General features: G+C 72.9%; 15 protein-coding genes and 1 pseudogene. 12 read left to right on the top strand and 4 right to left on the bottom strand.

Annotated elements, in window-relative coordinates:
• The first annotated feature begins 39 nt into the window (after window positions 1-39).
• The 3 genes from pepN (Asera_RS30305) to Asera_RS30295 all read left to right on the top strand — a co-directional run bounded on the left by pepN (Asera_RS30305) (window position 40) and on the right by Asera_RS30295 (window position 6563).
• A complete protein-coding gene (gene pepN, locus Asera_RS30305; RefSeq protein WP_030446996.1) occupies window positions 40-2550 on the top strand; it encodes an aminopeptidase N in 2511 nt (836 codons plus the stop codon).
• 115 nt (window positions 2551-2665) lie between these two features.
• The gene (gene pepN, locus Asera_RS30300; protein WP_030446995.1) at window positions 2666-5134 is read left to right on the top strand and encodes an aminopeptidase N; all 2469 of its coding nucleotides are present in this window, start codon (window positions 2666-2668) and stop codon (window positions 5132-5134) included.
• 121 nt (window positions 5135-5255) lie between these two features.
• On the top strand, window positions 5256-6563 hold the full coding sequence (locus Asera_RS30295) for a phenylacetate--CoA ligase family protein (protein ID WP_211255612.1): 1308 nt from the start codon (window positions 5256-5258) through the stop codon (window positions 6561-6563).
• A 321-nt stretch (window positions 6564-6884) separates the two neighbouring features.
• Here Asera_RS30295 and Asera_RS34090 read toward each other — a convergent pair.
• Window positions 6885-7964: pseudogene (locus tag Asera_RS34090) on the bottom strand (MFS transporter); the annotation flags it as partial.
• Window positions 7965-7967: 3 nt separating this feature from the next.
• Window positions 7968-8585, bottom strand: coding sequence for an ArsR/SmtB family transcription factor (locus tag Asera_RS30285; RefSeq protein WP_030446992.1), 618 nt, complete (start codon window positions 8583-8585; stop codon window positions 7968-7970).
• Window positions 8586-8725: 140 nt separating this feature from the next.
• On the opposite strand from Asera_RS30285, the gene nadD reads away from it, so the two are divergent.
• The 7 genes from nadD (at window position 8726) to holA (ending at window position 16945) form a co-directional block, all read left to right on the top strand.
• Window positions 8726-9346: a nicotinate-nucleotide adenylyltransferase gene (nadD, locus tag Asera_RS30280; protein WP_030446991.1), complete on the top strand. Its 621-nt coding sequence runs from the start codon at window positions 8726-8728 to the stop codon at window positions 9344-9346.
• A 44-nt stretch (window positions 9347-9390) separates the two neighbouring features.
• Complete coding sequence (rsfS, locus tag Asera_RS30275) at window positions 9391-9783, top strand: ribosome silencing factor (protein WP_030446990.1); 393 nt, start codon at window positions 9391-9393, stop codon at window positions 9781-9783.
• Complete coding sequence (locus Asera_RS30270) at window positions 9780-10376, top strand: histidine phosphatase family protein (protein ID WP_030446989.1); 597 nt, start codon at window positions 9780-9782, stop codon at window positions 10374-10376. The genes rsfS and Asera_RS30270 overlap by 4 nt, the downstream gene beginning before the upstream one ends.
• Window positions 10377-10563: 187 nt before the next feature.
• A complete protein-coding gene (locus Asera_RS30265) occupies window positions 10564-11013 on the top strand; it encodes a superantigen-like protein SSL4 (protein WP_051802411.1) in 450 nt (149 codons plus the stop codon).
• A gap of 1161 nt (window positions 11014-12174) precedes the next feature.
• Window positions 12175-12885: a ComEA family DNA-binding protein gene (locus Asera_RS30260; RefSeq protein ID WP_244844082.1), complete on the top strand. Its 711-nt coding sequence runs from the start codon at window positions 12175-12177 to the stop codon at window positions 12883-12885.
• Window positions 12886-13610: 725 nt separating this feature from the next.
• The gene (locus tag Asera_RS30255; protein WP_051802410.1) at window positions 13611-15992 is read left to right on the top strand and encodes a ComEC/Rec2 family competence protein; all 2382 of its coding nucleotides are present in this window, start codon (window positions 13611-13613) and stop codon (window positions 15990-15992) included.
• Complete coding sequence (holA, locus tag Asera_RS30250; protein ID WP_030446985.1) at window positions 15989-16945, top strand: DNA polymerase III subunit delta; 957 nt, start codon at window positions 15989-15991, stop codon at window positions 16943-16945. The genes Asera_RS30255 and holA overlap by 4 nt, the downstream gene beginning before the upstream one ends.
• Before the next feature lie 63 nt (window positions 16946-17008).
• On the opposite strand, the gene Asera_RS30245 is transcribed toward holA, so the two are convergent.
• The gene (locus Asera_RS30245; RefSeq protein WP_212804483.1) at window positions 17009-17788 is read right to left on the bottom strand and encodes a transposase; all 780 of its coding nucleotides are present in this window, start codon (window positions 17786-17788) and stop codon (window positions 17009-17011) included.
• 272 nt (window positions 17789-18060) lie between these two features.
• The gene (gene rpsT, locus Asera_RS30240; RefSeq protein ID WP_030449741.1) at window positions 18061-18327 is read right to left on the bottom strand and encodes a 30S ribosomal protein S20; all 267 of its coding nucleotides are present in this window, start codon (window positions 18325-18327) and stop codon (window positions 18061-18063) included.
• Window positions 18328-18754: 427 nt separating this feature from the next.
• On the opposite strand from rpsT, the gene lepA reads away from it, so the two are divergent.
• Together lepA and Asera_RS30230 are read left to right on the top strand one after the other, a co-directional pair.
• A complete protein-coding gene (gene lepA, locus Asera_RS30235) occupies window positions 18755-20611 on the top strand; it encodes a translation elongation factor 4 (protein WP_030449740.1) in 1857 nt (618 codons plus the stop codon).
• 245 nt (window positions 20612-20856) lie between these two features.
• A complete protein-coding gene (locus tag Asera_RS30230) occupies window positions 20857-21402 on the top strand; it encodes a dihydrofolate reductase family protein (protein WP_030449739.1) in 546 nt (181 codons plus the stop codon).
• The last annotated feature ends 57 nt before the right edge of the window (window positions 21403-21459 follow it).

Here is a 21459-nt window from a genome sequence, read left to right as displayed (position 1 = left end):
GAGCGGGCGGGGGTGGGCGGGTACCGGCATGATGAACGGATGCCGTCTTTGACCCAGGCCGAGGCCGTCCGGCGGGCAGCGTTGCTCGCCGTCGAGTCGTACGCCGTCGAGCTGGACCTGACCCGTGGCGCCGAGGTGTTCGGCTCGGTGAGCCGGATCCGGTTCCGGTGCACCGAACCGGGCGAGTCCACCTTCGTCGAGCTGACCGGCCGGCCGATCGCGGCCACCCTCAACGGTGTGCCGATCGACCTGGTCTGCGCCGACAACCGGATCACGTTGCCGCCGCTCGCTGCGGACAACGAGCTGGTGGTGACCGCGGAGGGGACGTACACCAACTCCGGCGAGGGGCTGCACCGGGCGGTCGATCCGGCCGACGGCCAGGCGTATCTGTGCGGGTCGTCGTCGCCGGACAACGCTCAGCGCATCTTCGCCTGCTTCGACCAGCCGGACCTGAAGGCCACGGTGACGCTGACGGTCACGGCGCCGGCCGACTGGACGGTGCTCGGCAACGGTTCCGGTGCCCGCAGCGCCCCCGAAACCGGCGCGGGTGCGGCGGCCCGGTGGGAGTTCGAGCCGGTCGGGCCGATGTCGGTGTACCTGTTCACCGTCTGCGCCGGCACGTTCCACTCGGTGTACCACGAGCACGATGGCATCACCTACGGCTGGCACTGCCGGGCGAGCCTCGCCGACCACCTCGACGAGCAGGCCGGCGAGCTGTTCGAGCTGACCGAGCGGGCGATGGACTGGTACCAGCGCGCGTTCGCGATGCGCTACCCGTTCGGCGACAAGTACGACCAGGTGTTCGTGCCGGAGTTCCTGTACGGGGCGATGGAGAACATCGGCTGCGTCACCGTCCGGGACGAGTGGCTCTACCGGTCGGCGGTGCCCGACTCGGAGCGGCAGCTGCGGGCGATGGTGATCGCGCACGAGATGGCGCACATGTGGTTCGGTGACCTGGTCACCCTGCGCTGGTGGGACGACCTGTGGCTGAACGAGTCGTTCGCCGAGTTCCTCGGCTTCCGGGTGGTCGGCGAGGCGAGCCGTTACGTCGACGCCTGGGGCTTCTTCAGCGTGTTCCGCAAGATTCCCGGCTACCGGGCCGACCAGGGGCCGGCCACGCACCCGGTGGCGCCGACCGACGTACCGGACGTCGCGCACGGGCTGCTCAACATCGACTCGATCTCGTACCCGAAGGGCGCCTCGGCGCTGCGCCAGCTGGCGGCGGTGCTCGGCGAGGACACCTTCTTCGCCGCCCTGCGCGCCTACTTCTCCCGGTACGCGTACCGCAACGCGACGCTGGCCGACCTGATCGGCACGATGTCGGAGGTCAGCGGAGCCGACCTGACCGCGTGGGCGGACCGCTGGCTGCGGACCACCGGGGTCGACCTGCTCACCGCCCGCACCGAGCTCGACGCCGAGGGCCGCTACTCGTCGGTCGAGGTCGCGCGGTCCGCCCCGGCGGGCGGCCCGGTCCGCCCGCACCGCATCCGGGTCGGCTGGTACGCGGCGACCGGCGAGCACGACAGCATCCCGGTCACGCTGCCGGACACCGACGACGCCGCCGTTGCGGTGCCGGAGCTGGTCGGCCGGCCGGCGGCGGACCTGTTGCTGCTCAACGACGCCGACCTGACCTTCGCCCGGGTCGACCTGACGCCGGCCGAACTGGGCCGGCTCGCCGAGCTGCTGCCGACGATGCCGGACGCGGCGTCGCGGGCGGTGGTGTGGACCAACGCCTGGGAGCTGGTGCGGGCCGGTCGGTGGCCGGCGGAGCGGTTCGTCGAGCTGGCCGCGGCGGCGCTGCCGGCCGAGCCGTCGCCGGGCGTACCGCCGTCGGTGCTGCGGCTGTGCGAGCAGGCCGCCGACACGTACCTGCCGGCGCAGCGCCGGGACGCCACCCTGCACCGGCTCGCCGGGCTGGCCGGTGCGTTGCTGTCCGGCCCGCACCGGCTGCTCGCGGCGTCGGTACTCGCGCGGTGCGCGGTCACCGACGACGAGCTGGCGCTGCTCACCTCGTGGCTGCGCGGCGAGCGGGTGCCCGACGGCGTACCGGTCGATGCGGAGCTGCGGTGGGCGATCCTGGGCCGGCTGGTCACGCTCGGGCTGGCCGGGCCGGCCGAGATCGACGCCGAGCTGGCCGCCGACCACACCGCGGCGGGCGAGGTGGCCGCGACCCGGTGCCGGGCCGCGCTGCCGGACCCGGCGGCCAAGCAGGCGGCGTGGCAGCTGTTGATGGCCGATCGGTCGATCTCCAACCGCCAGCTGGCGGCGGTCGGGGAGGGGTTCTGGCGGCCCGAACACGCCGCGCTGACCGACGGGTACGTGCCGCGCTACTTCGCCGAGCTGCCGGGGACGGCGGCCTGGCGAAGCCCCGGCCTGCTGCTCGTCGCGGTCGGCTTCGGCTACCCGTCGACGGCGGTGTCCGAGCGCACCGCCCGGCTCGGCGCCGACCTGCTGGCCCGGGACGACCTGGCGCCGATGGTGCGCCGCAAGGTCGTCGAGGCCGACCACGAGATCCGGGTCGCGCTGGCCGCCCGTGCCGCGACACCCTGACCCGCAGGCCGCCATGAATCAGGGTGCGGTGGGTCCAGCAAGCGCTTTCTCGCTGGACGACACCATGATCGGCCCTACCGGGACGTGATCGACTCCGGGTGGGCATGATGGCGGGATGCCGAGCCTGACCCATGCCGAGGCGCGAGCGCGCGCCGAACAGCTGACCGTTCGCTCCTACCGGGTCGAGTTGGACCTGACCAGGGGCGCGGAGCGGTTCGGGTCGATCTCGACGATCCGGTTCGGCTGCGCCCACCCGGGTACCGACACGTTCGCCGAGCTGCGCGGCACGCTGCGCAGCGCCACCCTGAACGGCCGGGAACTCGACCCGACGCTGCACGACAACCGGCTGCCGCTGCCGGCGCTGGAGGCGGAGAACGAGCTGGTGGTCGTCGCCGACGGCGACTACTCGCACACCGGCGAGGGGCTGCACCGGTTCGTCGACCCGGCCGACGACAACGTCTACGTGTACGCGATGAGCTTCCTGGACTGCGCGCAGAACATCTTCTGCTGCTTCGACCAGCCGGACCTCAAGGCGCCGGTGACGCTCGCGGTGACCGTACCGGAGGAGTGGACGGTGCTGGCCAACGAGCGCGGCGTGCACGTCGGGGCCGGGCGGTGGGAGTTCACCGAGACGCGCCCGATCGCCACCTACATGACCACGGTGTGCGCCGGGCCGTACGTGTCGCGGTACCGGGAGCACGACGGGATCCGGCTCGGCTGGCACGCGCGCGCCTCGCTGGCCGAGCCGCTGGCCGCCGCGGCGGACGAGCTGCTGACGCTGACCGCGCGTTGCTTCGACGCCTACCACGCGCTGTTCGGCGTGCGGTACGGGTTCGGCGACACGTACGACCAGGTGTTCGTGCCGGAGTTCAACGCCGGCGCGATGGAGAACCCGGGCTGCGTCACGCATCGCGACGAGTTGCTGTACCGCTCCGCGGTGACCGACGCCGAGCTGGAGACGCGGGCGGCCATCGTGGCGCACGAGATGGCGCACATGTGGTTCGGCGACCTCGTCACCATGCGCTGGTGGGACGACCTGTGGCTGAACGAGTCGTTCGCCACCTACCTGTCCTACCGGGTGCTGCCGGTGGCGAGCGCCTACACCGATGCGTGGGCCAGCTTCGCCGGGCACAACAAGCTCGCCGGCTACGCCGCCGACCAGTCCAGCTGGACGCACCCGGTCGCGCCGGACGAGGTGACCGACGCGGACAGCGCGCTGGTCAACTTCGACCAGATCTCGTACCCGAAGGGCGCGTCGGTGCTGCGCCAGCTGGCCGCCTGGCTGGGCGACGAGCCGTTCCTCGCGGGCCTGCGTGACCACTTCGCCCACCACGCGTACGGCAACGCCACGCTGGCCGACCTGGTCGGCGCGCTGGCCGCGGCGAGCGGCCGGGACGTCGCCGACTGGGCCGCGCGGTGGCTGCGCACCGCCGGTACCAACCGGCTCAAACTATCCACTGTGGAGGGTCGAACCGTCGTCCGGCAGGACGGGGTGCACGGCGCGCCGCTGCGGCCGCACCGGATCGGCATCGGCGGCTACCGGCTCACCGGCGCCACGCTGACCCGCGAGTACCGGGTCGAGGTGGAGATCGCCGGCGCGCACACCCCCGTACCGGAGCTGCCGGGCGACGCCGACCTGGTGCTGCTCAACGACGGCGACCTGACCTTCGCCACGGTACGGCTGGCGGAACCGGCGATGCGCGAGCTGCCCCGGCTGCTGCCGGCGGCAACCGAGCCGATGACCCGCGCGCTGTTGTGGACCGTCGCCTGGGACGCGACCCGCGCCGCCGACCTGCCGCCGGACGCGTTCGTCGAGCTGGTCGCCGCGGCGGTACCGGGCGAGGCGTCGGCGACGCTGGCGGCCACCATGCTGGCGAACGCGCGGACCCAGGTCGCCGACCGGTACCTCGATCCGGCTCGGCGACCGGCGGCGCTGCGTACCCTCGCCGGCACCTGCCGGGCGATGCTCGCCGACGCCGCCCCGGGCAGCGGCCGGCAGCTGACCGCGCTGCGTACCCTCGTCTCCTGCCTGACCGAGCCGGCCGAACTGACCCGGCTGCTGGCCGGCGAGGTCCCGACCGGGGTGCTGCTGGACGCGGAACTGCGCTGGCGGCTGCTGCGCCGGCTGGTGGTGCTCGGGGCGGCCGGCAGCGCCGAGATCGACGCCGAACTGGCCCGGGACAACACCGGGCAGGGCGCGGTACACGCGACCGGCTGCCGGGCCGCACTGCCCGACGCCGCGGCGAAGCAGGCGGCCTGGCGGTCGATGATGACCGACGAGACGCTCACCAACCGGCACCTGGAGGCGCTGTCCCGCGGCTTCTGGCAGCCGGAACAGGCCGAGCTGACCGCGCCGTACGTGCCGCGCTACTTCGCCGAGATCCTGCCGGCCACCGCCGGCCGCAGCGGCGAGCTCGCCGGTCGGCTGGCCGGCTGGTCGTTCCCCGGCTACGCGGTCTCCGCGACCACGGTCGCCGCCGCCGAGACGCTGCTGGCCCGCGACGACCTGGTCGCGGCCGTACGCCGCGCCCTCGCCACCGGCCGCGACGAAACGCGCATCGCCCTCGCCGCCCGCTCCGCCTGAGGTTCGCGGGGGAGCGCACGGCGTCACGCGTGCGTGGCGCGCGGGGGCTGGCGCACAGCAACGATCGGTGCGGCGTGCGTCGGGTGGTATGAAGAGGGCCCGCCGCCAGGGAGGATCACCGATGATCTTCGATCGCGCCGAACGGATGTCCACCGACGAGCGTGCCGCGCTGCAGCAGCGCCGGCTGCGCACGCTGGTCGACCGGTTGCTCGCGGCCGACGGGCTGCAGGCCACCCGGTTGCGCGCGGCCGGCGTGGCGAGCGGCGCCGAGCTGACCCTCGCCGACCTGCCCGGACTGCCCGTGGTGCGCAAGGCGGACCTGTGGGAGCACTACCCGTACGGGATGCTCGCGGTGCCACGGACCGCGCTCGCCGGCCTGCACGGCTCGTCCGGTACCTCCGGTCGGCCCACCATCGTCGGCTACACCGAGTCCGACCTGCGGCTGTGGGGGCAGGTGATGGCCCGATCGCTGGCCGGCGCCGGCATCACGCCGGACTCGCTGATCCACAACGCGTACGGGTACGGCCTGTTCACCGGCGGCCTCGGGGTGCACCACGGTGCCCGTACCCTCGGCGCGACGGTGCTTCCGATCTCCGCCGGCCTGACCTCCCGCCAGGTGCGGCTGATCACCGACCTGGCCCCGGACGCGCTGACCTGCACCCCGTCGTACGCGGTGTACCTGGGCGAGGCGTTCGCCGCCGCCGGCGTCGGGCCGGACGAGATCAGCCTGACCGTCGGCGTGCACGGCGCGGAGCCGTGGACCGACGCGATGCGCGACAAGATCGAGGCGCTGCTGGGCATCCGCGCGCTGGACATCTACGGCCTGTCCGAGATCATCGGCCCCGGCGTGGCCTGCCAGACGCTGGATTCGGGCAGCTGGCTGCACGTCCAGGACGACCACTTCCACGTCGAGGCGCTCGACCCGAACGGGAACGAGCCGGTGCCCGACGGTCAGCTCGGCGAGCTGACCTTCACCACGTTCACCAAGCAGGCGCTGCCGCTGCTGCGCTACCGCACCGGTGACCTCGCCCGGCTCGACCGCACGCCAAGCCCGGACGGGCGTACCTCGGTGAAGATGAGCCGGATCGTCGGCCGCGCCGACGACATGCTGGTGGTCCGCGGCGTCAACGTGTACCCGAGCGAGATCGAGTCGGTGCTGCTGGCCGACCCGGCGGTGGCGCCGCAGTACCTGCTGGTGCTCGACACCCGCACCGCGCAGACCCGGCTGGTGGTGTGCGCCGAGCTCGCGGCCGACGGCGACCCGGCGCCGGTCGTCGCCCGGTTGTCGGCGGCCCTGCACGACCGGCTCGGGCTGCGCTGCGAGGTGCGGGTGGATGCGCCCGGCGCGCTGCCCCGGACCGAGGTCGGCAAGGCGGTCCGGCTGCGTCGTTGGGAGTCCGGCGAGCCACCGCTGCCCGACCTGGCGTGAACGTGGCTGGTGGCCGGGATTGACGGCGATCCGTCCGGAACCCGCGCGTGAGCAGCAGCCGCGCGCTCGACTTGTCGAGGGACTCCTCGGTCGCCCGGCGCGATCCGTCCCACCAGCCCTGCCGGGCCGGCGAACGGCGGCCGCCGGACCTGGCCCGACGCGGTCAGCCGGCGACGGTGACGGGCCGCACGGGCTCGGTGCGACGGGGCAGCGCGGCGAGGACCAGGATGCCCGCGAGCAGGTAGCCGGCCCCTGGCTGGCGATGACCGGCACGATGCCCAGCACCGCACCCAGCGTGCCGGCACCGACCGTACCGAGCAGGGCACCGAGGCCACCGACCGCGCCGACGGCCCCGAACACCCGGCCGCGCTCCCCGTCCTCCGTCGCGGTCTGCAGCACCGTCAACGCGCCTGCCACGACGCACGCGCCCGGCAGCCCGACCAGCGCGATCAGCACCCCGGCCGGCCACACCGCCGGCGCCACCAGCGGGTACAGGAACAGCGCCAGGTCGCCGAGGCCGAACAGCACCGCGCCGGCACCGAACAGCAACCTCGCACCGATCCGGTGCCCGAGCGTCGCGGCGACCACACCACCGACGATGCCGCCGGCCGCCTGCACCGCCATGATCAGCCCGTACGCCCGGCCGGTGCCGTGCAGCACGTCGCTGACCCACGGCGCCATCAGCGTGCTCATCACCCCTTCGCCCAGCGCCGTGACGGCGAAGAAGATCAGCACCACCCGTACCGTCGGTTCGCGTACGGCCAGCCGCAGGCCGGCGAGCCAGCTGCGCAGCGGCGGCTCGGGGTCGGTGCGCGGCAGCGCCCCGGAGGTACGGATCAGGGCCACCAGCGCCGCCGCGACCAGGAAGCTGGCGAGGTCGGCCAGCGCCACCGCCGGCAGCCCACCCAGCCCGGCGGCGACCCCGCCGAGCGCGGCGCCGACCAGCCGGGCGATGTTGCGGTTCTGCCCGTCCAGCGCGTTCGCGGTGACCAGCTCGTCCTCGACCACCAGCCGGGGCAGCAGCGCCGCCTCGGCCGGGGTGAAGAACTGCTCCACGCAGGTCTCGACGAGCAGTACCAGGTAGACGATCCAGACCTGGCCGGCGTGCCGGACCAGCAGTAGCGGGGTCAGGCCGGCGGCCAGCAGCAGGTTGGCGACGATCATCGTGGTGCGCCGGTTCCACCGGTCGACCAGCGTGCCGGCGACCGTACCGAGCAGCAGCTGCGGCGCCCGGCCGGCGAGCACCGCGAGCCCGCTCGCCACGGTCGATCCGGTCAGCCGGTACACCTGGTAGGCCAGGCCGGTCAGCAGGATCCAGTCGCCGGTGACGGAGACCAGCCCGGCGGACAACAGCAACCGCAGGTCTCTGCGCGTGGCGAGGACGCGCAGCAGCGGGTGCACCGGTCAGCCGCCGTTCTCGGTCGGTGGCAACGGGGTGACCACGTAGGTGATGTCGACCGGTACCGCGTCGTCCGGACGGGCGGCCCGGTCGCCGATCCGCCGCCGCTCGACCAGCGGTGCGACCAGCGCCTGCATGCCGTCGATGAACTCCGCCAGTTCCTCCCGGGTCAGGTAGACCAGGCTGTGACCGGTACCGGTCAGCTCGTACCAGGCTGGGTCCCAGTCGGCCCGCCGGGTGTTCCAGTCCAGCAGGTTGGCGAGCGCCCGCTCGACCAGTACCTCGTCGAGGACGCCGCCGGCCGCGGCCAGCTCCGGGTCGTGTGCCACGTCGGACAGGCCGAACGAGGTCGACGCCACGCGCCAGGGGCGCTCCCGGCCGTCGCCCGGTTCGGCCGGGACGACGAAGCCGTACTTGGCGAGCTGCCGCAGGTGGTGTGACGCCAGTGCCTGGCTGATGTCCAGCTGCCGCCCGGCCTCCGCGGCGGTGATCGGGCCGTCCCGGCCGAGCAGCAGGTACAGCGAGAGGCGGGTGGGGTGGGCGAGCGCCCGGATGGCGAGCGGGTTGTCGTAGAGCCGCGGCCGGGTGTCGGGCCGGTCCGCCGAGCCGGATTCCAAGGACATGCTTGGAATCATCGGGCCGCCGTTTCGACAATGTCAAGCACTTGTTGGGGGGTACCGGACCGGCGACCGGGCCGGGCGCTGGTCCGAAGACTGGGAAACTGCTGGGCCGTCGAGGCCCGAACGCTGGTTACGATGCGCGGATGCAGCAGCAGAGTGGGCGCCGGGTCGGGATCATGGGCGGGACCTTCGACCCGATCCACCACGGGCACCTGGTCGCCGCGAGCGAGGTCCAGGACCGCTTCGGGCTCGACGAGGTCGTGTTCGTGCCGACCGGCCGGCCGTGGCAGAAGGAACACGTGCGGGTCAGCCCGGCCGAGGACCGTTACCTGATGACCGTGGTCGCGACCGCCTCCAACCCGCGGTTCGCCGTCAGCCGGGTCGACATCGACCGGCCGGGCCCCACCTACACCGTCGACACCCTCAACGACCTGCGGGAAAGCTACGGCCCGGGGGTCGAGCTGTACTTCATCACCGGCGCCGACGCGCTCGCCGCGATCCTGTCCTGGAAGGACGCCGAGCGGATGTTCGAGCTGGCGCACTTCGTCGGCGTCACCCGCCCCGGGTACGAGCTGTCCGCCGAGCACCTGCCCCGGGACAGCGTGTCGCTGGTCGAGGTGCCGGCGATGGCGATCTCCTCCAGCGCCTGCCGGCGCCGCGTCGTCGACCGCAAACCCGTCTGGTACCTGGTACCCGACGGCGTGGTCCAGTACATCGCGAAGCGTAAATTGTACCGAAATGGACCGGTCGACCCGCCTCGCTGATGTGAGAGGCTTGAAGGCGTCACCCGCAGTACGGAAGGGGATCCGTGGCCGCCACCGAACACGCCCGTGAGCTGGCGCTCTCCGCCGCCACCGCCGCCGCCGACAAGAAGGCGGAGAACATCGTCCTCATCGACGTCAGCGAGCAGCTGGTGATCACCGACGTGTTCCTGCTCGCGTCCGCGCCGAGTGACCGGCAGGTCAAGGCGATCGTCGACGCGATCGAGGAGCGGCTGCTCGCCGCCGGGGAGAAGCCGATCCGGCGCGAGGGCCAGCGCGACGGCCGCTGGGTGCTGCTGGACTACGCCGACGTCGTCGTGCACGTCCAGCGCAACGAGGAACGCACCTACTACGAGCTCGACCGGCTCTGGCGCGACTGCCCGGTCATCCCGTTCACCGACCCCGCCGTCGTCGCCGAGGCCGGAGACCTCGGTCGGTGACCCGACTGCTGATCTGCCGGCACGGCCAGACCGGCTGGAACGCCTCCGGTCGCATCCAGGGGCAGACCAACATCGAGCTGTCCGAGATCGGCCACGCGCAGGCGGAGAAGGCCGCCGACCTGCTCGCCGCCCGGCATCCCGACGTGCTGGTCGCGAGCGACCTGCAACGCGCCACGCAGACCGCCGCCGCGATCGCCACGGCCACCGGCCTCACCGTCGCCACCGACCGCCGGCTGCGGGAACGCGGGTACGGGCCGTGGGAGGGGCTGACCGACGACGAGCTGGCCCTGCGGTACCCGACCGAGTTCGCCTGCTGGCGTGCGGGTGAACCGATCCGCATCGACGGCGTCGAGGAACTCGCCGAGGTGTCCGAGCGGATGTCCACGGCACTGCTCGACGCCGCCGCCCGCGCGCCCGGCGGCACGGTCGTCGTGGTCACCCACGGCGGCGCCGCCCGGCGCGGTGTCGGTGCGCTGCTCGGCTGGCCGGACCACATCGTGTCCACCCTCGGCTCGCTGGCCAACTGCCACTGGACCGAGCTGCGCCGCGGCCGGGCTGGCTGGCGCCTCATCGCGCACAACCTCGGCGCCTGAACCCGCCCTGGCACGTCGTCGCCGGCTGAATCCGGCAGGATCGAGCCGGCGAAACCGGGGGATTCGCACGGAACCTCCCGGGCGTCTCGCGCGTCCAACCGACATGAGCGTTGACGCGAGGAACCGGCCCGGGGAAACGGCGACGACACGCGTCCGGACCGGCCACCGACATGTCCGTACGGCAGGGTTGGCGCTGCTGGTCGCGGCGCTCGGCGGGATGCTGCTCACCGGCTGCAAGTCGAGCGGTACGCAGGCCGCTGGATCGCCCTCGCCCAGCAGCTCGGGTTCGCCCAGCGGATCGGTCGCGCCGAGCCCCTCCGGGAGCAGGTCGGCCGCGCCTTCGCCGACCCCGTCGACCGGCGCACCGCGGCCCAGCCAGCCCGCGCCGACGAAGAGCGCACCCGCCAGCGGCACGGTCCGTACCTTCACCGGGACCGTGACCCGGGGCGTCGAGCCCGGCTGCACGATCCTTCGCAGCTCGGGCGGCACGTACGAGCTGGTCGGTGCCGACGCGGCGGCCAAGAAGGTGCTGCAGCCGCAGGCATCCGTCGAGGTCCGCGGCTACCTCGAGCACGGACTGATGAGCCACTGCATGCAGGGCCCGATGCTCAAGGTGGTCTCCGCCAAGGCCCGCTGATCCACCGCCCGCCAGTGCCGGCGGGCGGACTCCGGCGGGCCATGCAGCCGGGCCCCCACCTGCGCCACCCGATGTGGCGTCGCCGCGGACACGTGGACCGGCGTGGACCTCGGTGCAGAGAGCGGTACCGACACCGAATGCGGACGGCCGGGTGGCGGTCCTGCGGCGGGTGCGGGGGCGCCGTCGGCTCGAGGCGATGTAGCACGCGTGGGCCGAAATGGCGAGCTTGTCCACAGCCCCCTCGGTTGTGCACAGATCTCGTGCCGGCGGCGGCCGCCGGCCGTGCCGGCTGCCTAGGGTCGCCGCGTGTTCGCCTCCCGCCGTGCCGAAGTTCTCGCCGACACCACCCGTCTCCGACTGCGCCGACTGCTGCCGGTCGCACCGGCCGCACGCCCTGGATCGCCGCCGGACAGGGCGATCGGGCCCGGGAGCGGATCGCTCGTCCCGACGCCACGAGCACCGCTGCCACTCAAAACAGGGCGCGGCTTGCCACCGCTGGATCCGGGGCGCGACACGCCGCGCGCTCCCGATCCGGGCTCGCCGCTGCCCGGGGCCGGCGACGGTGGGACGCCGCCGGCCCCGGGCGCTGTCGCTGCCACACCGGCGACCACGACCGCCCGCGCCGATCCTGGCGACGATCGGGTCCGAGCCGCGGTGACGGGTCGTTGGACCGTCGTGGGCTCCGTCCCGTACCGACGGCATCTGCACTTCGACCGCGCCACCCCGGCCGACCCGTCGACTCCGGTCGGACACCCGGCCCCGGCCGACGAGCATCCCCGCGGGAACGTGCTGATCGGCTCCCCGGCCGCTGCCTCCCCACCGACGGTGCCGGGGCCGGTCGGAGCCGAGACGGCGGTCGGGTCCGCTGGCGCCGAGACGGGGTCCAGGCCGGCCCGATCCGAGCGGCCCGCCTTCGTCGAATCGGCCGATCCCGCTGAACCGGCCGGCGCCGAGCCGGCCCCGTCCGCCCCGGCTGAGGTCCGTGCATCCACCCGGCCCCAGCCGATCGCGGCCGGCGTTGACGAACCCGCTGGCTTCGGGCCGCATGCGGCCGATTCGGTCGACCCTCATGGACTCGCCGAGTCCGAGCTGGTAGCGGCCGACACCCGTGACCTCGCCTCGGCCGAGCCGACCGGGGTTGGCTCGGCCGGCGACATCGAGGTGGTCGACCTCGACGGTGCGGGGCCGAGCGAGCCGGCCGGTGCCGCGGCGGTGTCGGCGCGACCGGACCGGTGGTACGACCGTTCGGCCCGGCTGCTCGGCGTCCGACGCGCGTTGCTCGATCCCGGGCGGCGCGGCCTGCGAGCCCTGGTCGTGCTGGCCGTCGTCGCAGTGGTGGCCGCCGGGGTGGTGGCGTGGCGACTGCGGCCGGTCACCGATCCGGTCGAGCCGCCCCGAGCGCCGGCCGCCGCGCCCACCGCCCCACCGTCCGCGTCTGCCGGCAGCGAGCTGGTGATCTCCGTGGTGGGCAAGGTGCGGCATCCCGGTGTCGTCCGGGTACCGGCGGGATCCCGGGTCGCCGATGCGGTGCGGGCGGCCGGCGGTGTGCTCCCGGGCGTGGATCTCGGCCTGCTCAACCAGGCTCGCCGGCTCGTCGACGGCGAACAGATCGCGGTCGGCGTCACCCCGCCGCCCGACGCCGGTGGTGCCGGTGTCCCGGGTGGCTCGGCGAACCCGGCGAGCAAGGTCAACCTCAACACCGCCACGGCCGACCAGCTCGACACGCTGCCCGGGGTCGGTCCGACGCTCGCCGGTCGGATCATCTCGTTCCGCACCGAGCACGGCGGCTTCCGCTCGGTCGAGCAGCTCAAGCAGGTCAGCGGCATCGGAGACGCCCGGTACGCGGATCTCAAGGATCTGGTGACGGTCTGATGGGCGCGCCGTCGGCCGGCGATCCGGGGAACTCGCCGGGGCCGGCGCCCCGCGGCCGTGCCCGTGGCGCGGGGCATGAGCACGGCCCTGTGCCGTCCGATCCGCAGCGGCCGCGTCGCGGGCCGGATCTGCGGCTGGTCGGATTGGCGGCCGGCTGCTGGTTCGCCGTGTTGGTGGCGATCCGGCTGCCGGCGTCGGCAGCCCTGGCCGGCGCCGCGCTCGCGTTCGCGATGGCCGGCGCGGCCGGGATCCTCGCGCATCGACGCACCCGCCAGGGTGCTGCCAGCCGGCCGGACGCCGGCCATGCCGGCCATGCCGGCCATGCCGGCCATGCCGGCCATGCCGGCCATGCCGGCCATGCCGGCCATGCCGGCCATGCCGGCCATGCCGACCATGCCGGCCATGCCGACCATGCCGACCATGCCGGTCGACATGACGCTGGCGGTCCGGCTGCCGCTCGGCCCGATCCCGGCCCGCATGGTCCCGGCCCGCATGGTCCCGGCCCGCAGTTTCCCGGCCCGCATGGTCCCGGCCCGCATGGTCCCGGCCCGCAGTTTCCCGGCCCGCATGGTCCCTGCCCGCATGGTCCCTGCCTGCAGTTTCCCGGCCTGCATGGTCCTGGCCAGCATGGCCCCGGTCCACGTGCGGCCCCGCACGATATCGGCGCCCACGGCCCTGGCCGGCCCGGCTCCGGCCCGGGCGGCCGTGCCCCGGGCTGGGTCGCGGTGGCGCTGCGGTTGGTGGTGTCGGTGCTGCTCGGTGCGGGCTGCGGGGCAGCGACGACCGCGGCACGCACCTACCCCGCGCAGCTCGAGACGCTGGCGAACCCGATCCGGAAGCACCGGCTGGTACACGCCGAGCTGACCGTCACCGGCGATCCGCATGCCATCGCCGGCAGCGCGTTCGGCTCGACCTGGCTGGTTCCGGCGACGATGACCAGCTTCGAGTCGGTGGCGGGTGGCCCCACGGTCCGGGCGCATGCGGCCGTCATCGGGTTCGGCAACGACCCGACCTGGCGCAGCGTGCTGCCGGGACAGCGCCTCGCTGTCACGGCACGGCTGACGCCACCGCAGCGTGCCGACGGCACCGTCGCGGTCCTGTCGATCACCGAGTCGCCCCGGCGCATCGGCCGTCCACCGTGGTACCAGCTGGTTGCCGCCCGGCTCCGGGGCGGTCTGCAGGCCGCGTGCCGCGGTCTGCCGGCGGCTCCGGGTGGCCTGCTGCCGGGCCTGGTCGACGGAGACACCAGTCGGCTCGATCCGATCGTGCACGCCGACTTCACAGCGGCGGGCATGACACACCTGACGGCTGTCAGTGGCTCGAATCTCGCCGTCGTGCTCGGGTTTGTCCTGCTGGCGGCGCGGTGGGCGCGGGCCGGGCCGCGCGTCGCCGCCCTGGTCGGCGCGGCGACCACGGTCGGGTTCGTGGTGCTTGTCCGGCCTGATCCGAGCGTGCTGCGGGCCGCACTGATGGGCGGCCTGGGGCTGCTCGCGCTGGCGCTGCACCGCCCCCGGGCGGCGGTCCCCGGCCTGGCGGCGTCGGTCCTGCTGTTGCTGCTTGCCGATCCCGCGCTGGCGCTGCGACTCGGCTTCGTGCTCTCCGCGCTGGCCACGCTCGGTCTGCTGCTGTTCGCGCCGGCCTGGCGGGATGCACTGCGCCGACGCCACGTGCCGCGCGGAATCGCCGAGGTGGTCGCGGTGTCCACCGCCGCACACGTCGCCTGCGCGCCGGTGATCGCCGGCTTCTCCGGCACCGTAGGCCTCCTTGCCGTGCCGGCGAACGTCTTGGCCGAACCCGCGGTGGCACCGGCCACGGTGCTGGGGCTGGCAGCCGCGGTGGTCTCGCCGATCTCGCCGACGGCGGCGCATGCCCTCGCGTGGCTCGCCGCGTGGCCGTGCCGTTGGCTGGTGCTGGTCGCGCACACCACGGCAGGTGCCCCGGCCGCCGTGGCGCCGTGGCCGGTCGGTGTCCTCGGCGCCGTCCTGCTGGCCGCGATCCTGGTCGCCGCGATCGCTCTCGCCGGACACCGCACCGCCCGTCGCCTGCTGCTCGTCCTGGTCATCTGCGTGATCGTGGGCGCCGCCCCGGTGCGCTGGGTGGCCGGTGGCTGGCCGCCGGACCGCTGGGTGTTCGTCGCCTGTGACGTCGGCCAGGGCGACGGGCTGGTGCTTCGGGTGGCGCCGGGTCAGGCCGTGGTCATCGACAGCGGTCCGGAACCGACGGCGATCGACGGGTGCCTGCGCCGGCTCGGCATCAGGTCGGTACCGCTACTGGTGTTCACGCACGACGACGCCGACCACGTCAGCGGGGTCGCGGGTGTGTTCGATGGCCGGCGGGTGGGCGCGATCGGGGTGTCCCGCTTTCGCGGTACCGGCGGCGGACGGGCCCGCATCGAGCGGGTCGCCGGCGCGCACGGGCTGCGGCCGTTCCCGGTCCCGGCCGGCTGGCACTACCGGGCGGGCATGCTGGCGGTGACCGCGCTGGGCCCGCCGGAGCCGATGACCGGCACCGAGTCCGACACGAACAACAACTGCGTGGTGTTGCGGGCGGTGGTCGGTTCGGTGTCGATCCTGCTGACCGGTGACGCGGGCCCGGAACTCCAGCAGGAGCTGCGGGTCGACGGTGCGCCGCTGCATGCCGACGTGCTCAAGGTGCCGCACCACGGGAGCAAGCATCAGGATCCGGGCTTCGTCGCGGCGGTGGCTCCCGAGGTCGCGGTCGTGTCGGTGGGGGTGGACAACGACTACGGGCACCCGAACCCGGGACTGTTGTCGAGGATCTCCGGGGCCGGCATCCGGGTGCTGCGCACCGACCGGGACGGCGACGTGGCGGTCGTCGACACCGGGCACGGGCTGGCCGTCGCCCGACGGGGCCCGCCACCGGGACGGCAACCACCCGCCGACCGAGCGTTGCCGCCGGCGATGACGCGGCGTGCCGGCCGCTCGTCGCGCCGCCGTCGCTGCCCGCGTACCGGGCCATCGGCGGCCGGGTCGTCCGTCGCCGGGCGCACCGGCGGAGTCGCGGGAGGGTGTGACGCGCCGATCACCCCGCTCGGGTCGGCGGTCAGCATCCGGGCCGGTCGGCGGCGTGCCAGGATGGGGCCGTGAGCCAGACACCACCACCGATCCGCCTGATCCTCGGCGACGAGGAACTGCTCGCCGCGCGCGCCGTGACCGACGTGATCGCCGCGGTCCGAGCGGTCGAGCCCGATGCGCAGCCCGCCGAGCGAGACGCCAGCGCGCTCACGGCGGGTGAGCTCGCGGCGTTGACCAGCCCGTCGCTGTTCGGTGGCCGTCAGGTCGTGGTGATCCGCGGTGCCCAGGACGCCAAGAAGGACCTGGCTGCGGCGCTGCTCGGCTACGCCGCCGCGCCGGCCGACGATATCTGTCTGGTGCTCACCCACGCCGGCGGCAACAAGGGCAAGGCACTTGCCGACGGGCTGCAGAAGGCGGGCGTCGAGGTGGTCCGCGCCGCACGGATCACCCGGCCGCGGGAGCGGGTCAGCTTCGTCCGCGACGAGGTGCGTGGCCTCGGCGGCCGCTGCCCGGAGGATGCGGCGGAGGCGTTGATCTCTGCGGTGGGCAACGATCTGCGCGAGCTGGCCTCGGCGTGCGCGCAGCTGGTCGCCGACACCGGCGGGCGGCTGACGGTCGACATCGTCAACCGCTACTACCAGGGACGGTCGGAGGTGACCGGGTTCACCGTCGCGGACGCCGCGATGGTCGGCGATTCGCCGGCGGCGTTGGAGTCGCTGCGCTGGGCGCTTGCGATCGGTGTCGACCCGGTGCCGATCGCCGATGCACTGGCCGACGGGGTGCGCACGGTGTCGCGGGTGGCTGGGGTGCGGGGCAACCCGTACCAGTTGGCGTCGAAGCTGGGCATGCCGGCATGGAAGATCGAGCGGGCCCAGCGGCAGGCCCGGGGCTGGTCACCGGAGGGGCTGGCGCAGGCGATGCATGCCGCTGCCGCGGCGAACGCCGAGGTCAAGGGCGGTGCCGACAACCGGGGGTACGCGCTGGAACGCGCCATTCTCGCCGTTGTCGGCGCCCGCAGCCGCTAAAGGTTGTCCCGTAATGATCTTGATGGGTTGACGCGGAAGGACTTCACGGCCGCGTCGGGCCGGTCATACGACCATGGTCAGGTTGCGCATCAACGCGATACCGGCGGCGGCGTACCAGACGCCTCGTTGTTTGCGGCGGCAGTCGCGGAGGATCTTCCAGGACTTCATGTGGGCGAAGCAGTGCTCGACGCGGGCGCGGATACGGCGGTGGACGGTGTTGAGGTCTTGTTTCCACTGCGGCAGCGGCGGTTCACCCTCTCGGGGCTTGCGGTAGGGCATGATTACCTCCGGGTTGCCTTGGTAGCCGCCGTCGGCCATTACCGCCGCGCCGGCGCACTGTTGGTCGACGCCGGAGTCGGTGTAGGCGCGGCAGTCGTTGCGGTTGCCGGGCAACGGATCTCCGACCGCGACGGTCAGGCGGGTGTTGGCGTCGATGGCCACTTGCAGGTTGGTGGAGTACCGGTAGTTCTTCGACCGGGCCGACATGTTCCGGTCGTGGGTGGGCGCCAGCGTGCCGTCCACGATCAGGACCGTGTCGGGTCGGTGCCGGCGGCTCTGGGGCTCCAGTACCAGGTGTGGGGCCAGGTGATCGACGATGCGCCCGGCGGCCGACTTCGATACTCCGAACAGCGGCGCGATCTGCCGCAGGGTCAGGTTGGTGCGGTAGTAGGTGGCCACCAACAGCACCCGGTCGGCCAGCGGGAGCCCCCACCGGCGGCCAGCGCCGGTCTGCTGTCCGCCGCGACCAGCCACGATGGCCACCAGCTTGCCGAACTGCCGGGCTGACAGGCCGGTGAACACCGGGATCCACTGCGGCTGATCGGACCTGATCGTCTGCTCCACACCAAGGTCAACGACCGAGCGGACCAACGATTACGGGACAACCTTTAGCCAGCGTCGAGACCGTCGACGAATGTGCAACGTCGAGACCGTCGACGAATGTGCAACGTCGAGACGGTCGACGGGCGCGCCCGTCGAGACTGTCGGCGAGTGTGCCGGTCGGGAGCCTCGGCGAGGGCGCCGGTCGGGACCGTCTGCGGGTACGCCAAAAGCGGGGTCACCGAACACCGCTGGTGTCGGTCGGCCCCGCTGGGCGTGCCTGGGCGTCGCCGCTGTCAGGCGGAGATCTGCTGGAGCTGCTTGGCGATGGCCGACTTGCGGTTCGCCGCCTGGTTCTTGTGGATGACGCCCTTGCTCACGGCCTTGTCCAGCTTGCGCGACGCGTCGCGCAGCGCGGTCTCGGCCTTCGCCGAGTCGCCGGCGCTGGCCGCCTCATGGAACGAGCGAATCGCCGTCTTGAGCGACGACTTGACCGCCTTGTTGCGCTGGCGGCGCTTCTCGTTCTGCCGGTTGCGCTTGATCTGGGACTTGATGTTCGCCACGCGACAGCCTTCAGTCTTGGTCGGTACGGATCGGGGTCTGCCTGCCGGCAGAAAGTGCACGCGCGTCCACGACGCGGCGGCACACACGAAGCATCAGGCTACCAGCCGCACCGTCTGCTGCCACAGCGGCCATGGTCCGGCCCGGTGGGTACCGTGATGGGGGACACCGACGTGAGCGACCGCTTGTCCGACGAATGCGGCATTGACCGCGCATTCACCCGAATCAGGAACGTACCGCTCGGTCGGTGCGCCATCGCCGGGCCGGCACCGTACCGTCGGGCCGGCACGGCGCCGCTGCCCGGTGTGCCCTCCGGCGTTCGTGGGAGCATGGACGGCGCCGGCACGCCAGCCCCGACGGCGCCGGTACCGCAGACCGGCCACGGCGTGCCCGAGACCCACGACGTGCCTCGAACAGAACGGACTCCGCGTGCCACACCAGCTCGATCCCGGTGTCACGGATCCGCAGCGGATCCGCAACTTCTGCATCATCGCGCACATCGACCACGGCAAATCCACCCTGGCCGACCGGATGCTGCAACTGACCGGAGTGGTCGACGCGCGCCAGATGCGGGCGCAGTACCTCGACCGGATGGACATCGAGCGCGAGCGCGGCATCACGATCAAGTCCCAGGCCGTCCGGATGCCGTGGACGGTGCGCGAGGGCGAGCTGGCCGGCGAGCCGTACGTGCTGAACATGATCGACACGCCCGGGCACGTCGACTTCACCTACGAGGTCTCGCGCAGCCTGGCCGCCTGCGAGGGTGCGGTGCTGCTGGTCGACGCCGCGCAGGGGATCGAGGCGCAGACGCTCGCCAACCTGTACCTGGCGCTGGAGAACGATCTGCACATCATTCCGGTGCTGAACAAGATCGATCTGCCCGCGGCGCAACCGGACAAGTACGCCGAGGAGCTGGCGCACCTGATCGGCGGCGACCCGGCGGACTGCCTGCGGGTGTCCGGCAAGACCGGCGAGGGCGTGGCGGAACTGCTGGACGAGATCGTCCGCCAGTTCACCCCGCCGACCGGTGACCCGGCCGCGCCACCGCGCGCGTTGATCTTCGACTCGGTGTACGACATCTACCGCGGCGTCGTCACCTACGTCCGGATGGTCGACGGCCGGATCGAGGCGCGTGACCGGCTGACGATGATGTCCACCGGCGCCACCCACGAGCTGCTGGAGCTCGGCGTGATCTCGCCGGAGCCGACCAAGTCGCCGGCGTTGGGTGTCGGCGAGGTCGGCTACCTGATCACCGGCGTCAAGGACGTGCGGCAGTCGAAGGTCGGCGACACCGTCACCGCGCTGGGCCGGCCCGCGGCCGAACCGCTCGGCGGCTACTCCGATCCGAAACCGATGGTCTACTCGGGGCTCTATCCGATCGACGGCTCGGACTATCCTGCGCTGCGCGACGCGCTGGACAAGTTGAAGCTCAACGACGCCGCCCTCGCGTACGAGCCGGAGACCTCGGCGGCGCTCGGGTTCGGTTTCCGCTGCGGCTTCCTCGGCCTGCTGCATCTGGAGATCATCCGGGAGCGGCTGGAACGCGAGTTCAACCTCGACCTGATCTCCACCGCGCCCAACGTGGTCTACCGGGTCGAGCTGGAGGACAACACCGAGCACATCGTCACCAACCCGAGCGAGTACCCGACGGGCAAGGTCGCCGCGGTCTACGAGCCGGTGGTGCGCGCCACGGTGCTGACGCCGAACGAGTTCGTCGGCGCGGTGATGGAGATCTGCCAGAACCGGCGCGGCAAGCTGCTGGGCATGGACTACCTGTCCGCCGACCGGGTCGAGCTGCGCTACACGCTGCCGCTGGCGGAGATCATCTTCGACTTCTTCGATCAGCTCAAGTCGCGCACCCGCGGCTACGCGTCCCTGGACTACGAGCCGTCCGGTGAGCAGTCCGCCGACCTGGTGAAGGTCGACATCCTGCTCAACTCCGAGCCGGTCGACGCGTTCAGCGCGATCGTGCACAAGGACAAGGCGTACTCGTACGGCGTGCAGTTGACCACCAAGCTGCGCAAGCTGATCCCGCGGCAGCAGTTCGAGGTGCCGATCCAGGCGGCGATCGGTACCAAGATCATCGCTCGGGAGAACATCCGCGCCATGCGCAAGGACGTGCTCGCCAAGTGCTACGGCGGTGACATCACCCGCAAGCGCAAGCTGCTGGAGAAGCAGAAGGAGGGCAAGAAGCGGATGAAGATGGTGGGCCGGGTCGAGGTTCCCCAGGAGGCCTTCATCGCCGCGCTGTCCACCTCGGACGGTCCGGAGCAGCCGAAGAAGTAGGTGCCGCGCCGAGCGGCGGGGCCGGAGCAGTCGAAGGCGCGCGAAGAGGCCGCACGCGCACCGGTCGACTGTCCACTTCGGATGGCGGGGCCGGCGCGGCTGGTGGTCTGATCCTCGCTGCGGGGCACGCGTCCCGACGCGCCCGGTGCCCTCCGCCGAGCCGCGGGCGGCGGCATCGATGAGTTCTGCGGGCGGGCGCCGTCGACACAGGTACCGGTACGACGATCACCGCTGGGAGGACGACGATGGGGACCATCGGGGTACACGAGTTCATCACGATCGACGGCATCATCTCCGAGCCGACCTGGACGATGGACTACCCGTTCGATCCGAAGATGGGCGACGCGATCGGCGCGATGATGGCCGGCTGCGAGGCGATCCTGCTCGGCCGTACCACGTACGAGGGGTTCGCGCCGGCCTGGTCGTCCCGGACTGCGGAGGACGACCCGGGTGCACCGTTCTTCAACGACACCCCGAAGTACGTGGTGTCGGGCACGATGACCGACGCGGAGTGGCGCCACTCGACGGTGCTCGGGCCGTACGAGCCGGCGACGATCCAGCGGCTCAAGGACCGGGTGGACGGCGGGATCTACGTCAGCGGCTCCGGTCGGCTGGTGCGCGCGATGCTGGCCGACCGGCTCGTCGACGAGCTGCATCTGTTCGTCTTCCCGCTCGCGCTGGGTAGCGGGCAGCGCCTTTTTCCGGCGGCGGGCGGGCCGGAGCGGCTGGCGCTGGCCGGCTGCGAGTCGTACGACAGCGGTGTGGTGCACCTGACGTACACGGCGGCCTGACGGCCCGATCTGTCGGCACCGTACCGGTTCGGGCGATTGCCGCGCCGGCGCCGTCAT

Origin of the sequence: Actinocatenispora sera (genome assembly GCF_018324685.1) — a bacterium.
GTDB lineage: Bacteria > Actinomycetota > Actinomycetes > Mycobacteriales > Micromonosporaceae > Actinocatenispora > Actinocatenispora sera.
Note: the sequence above shows the minus strand (reverse complement) of the source record. Positions and strands in the feature narration are given on the sequence as shown.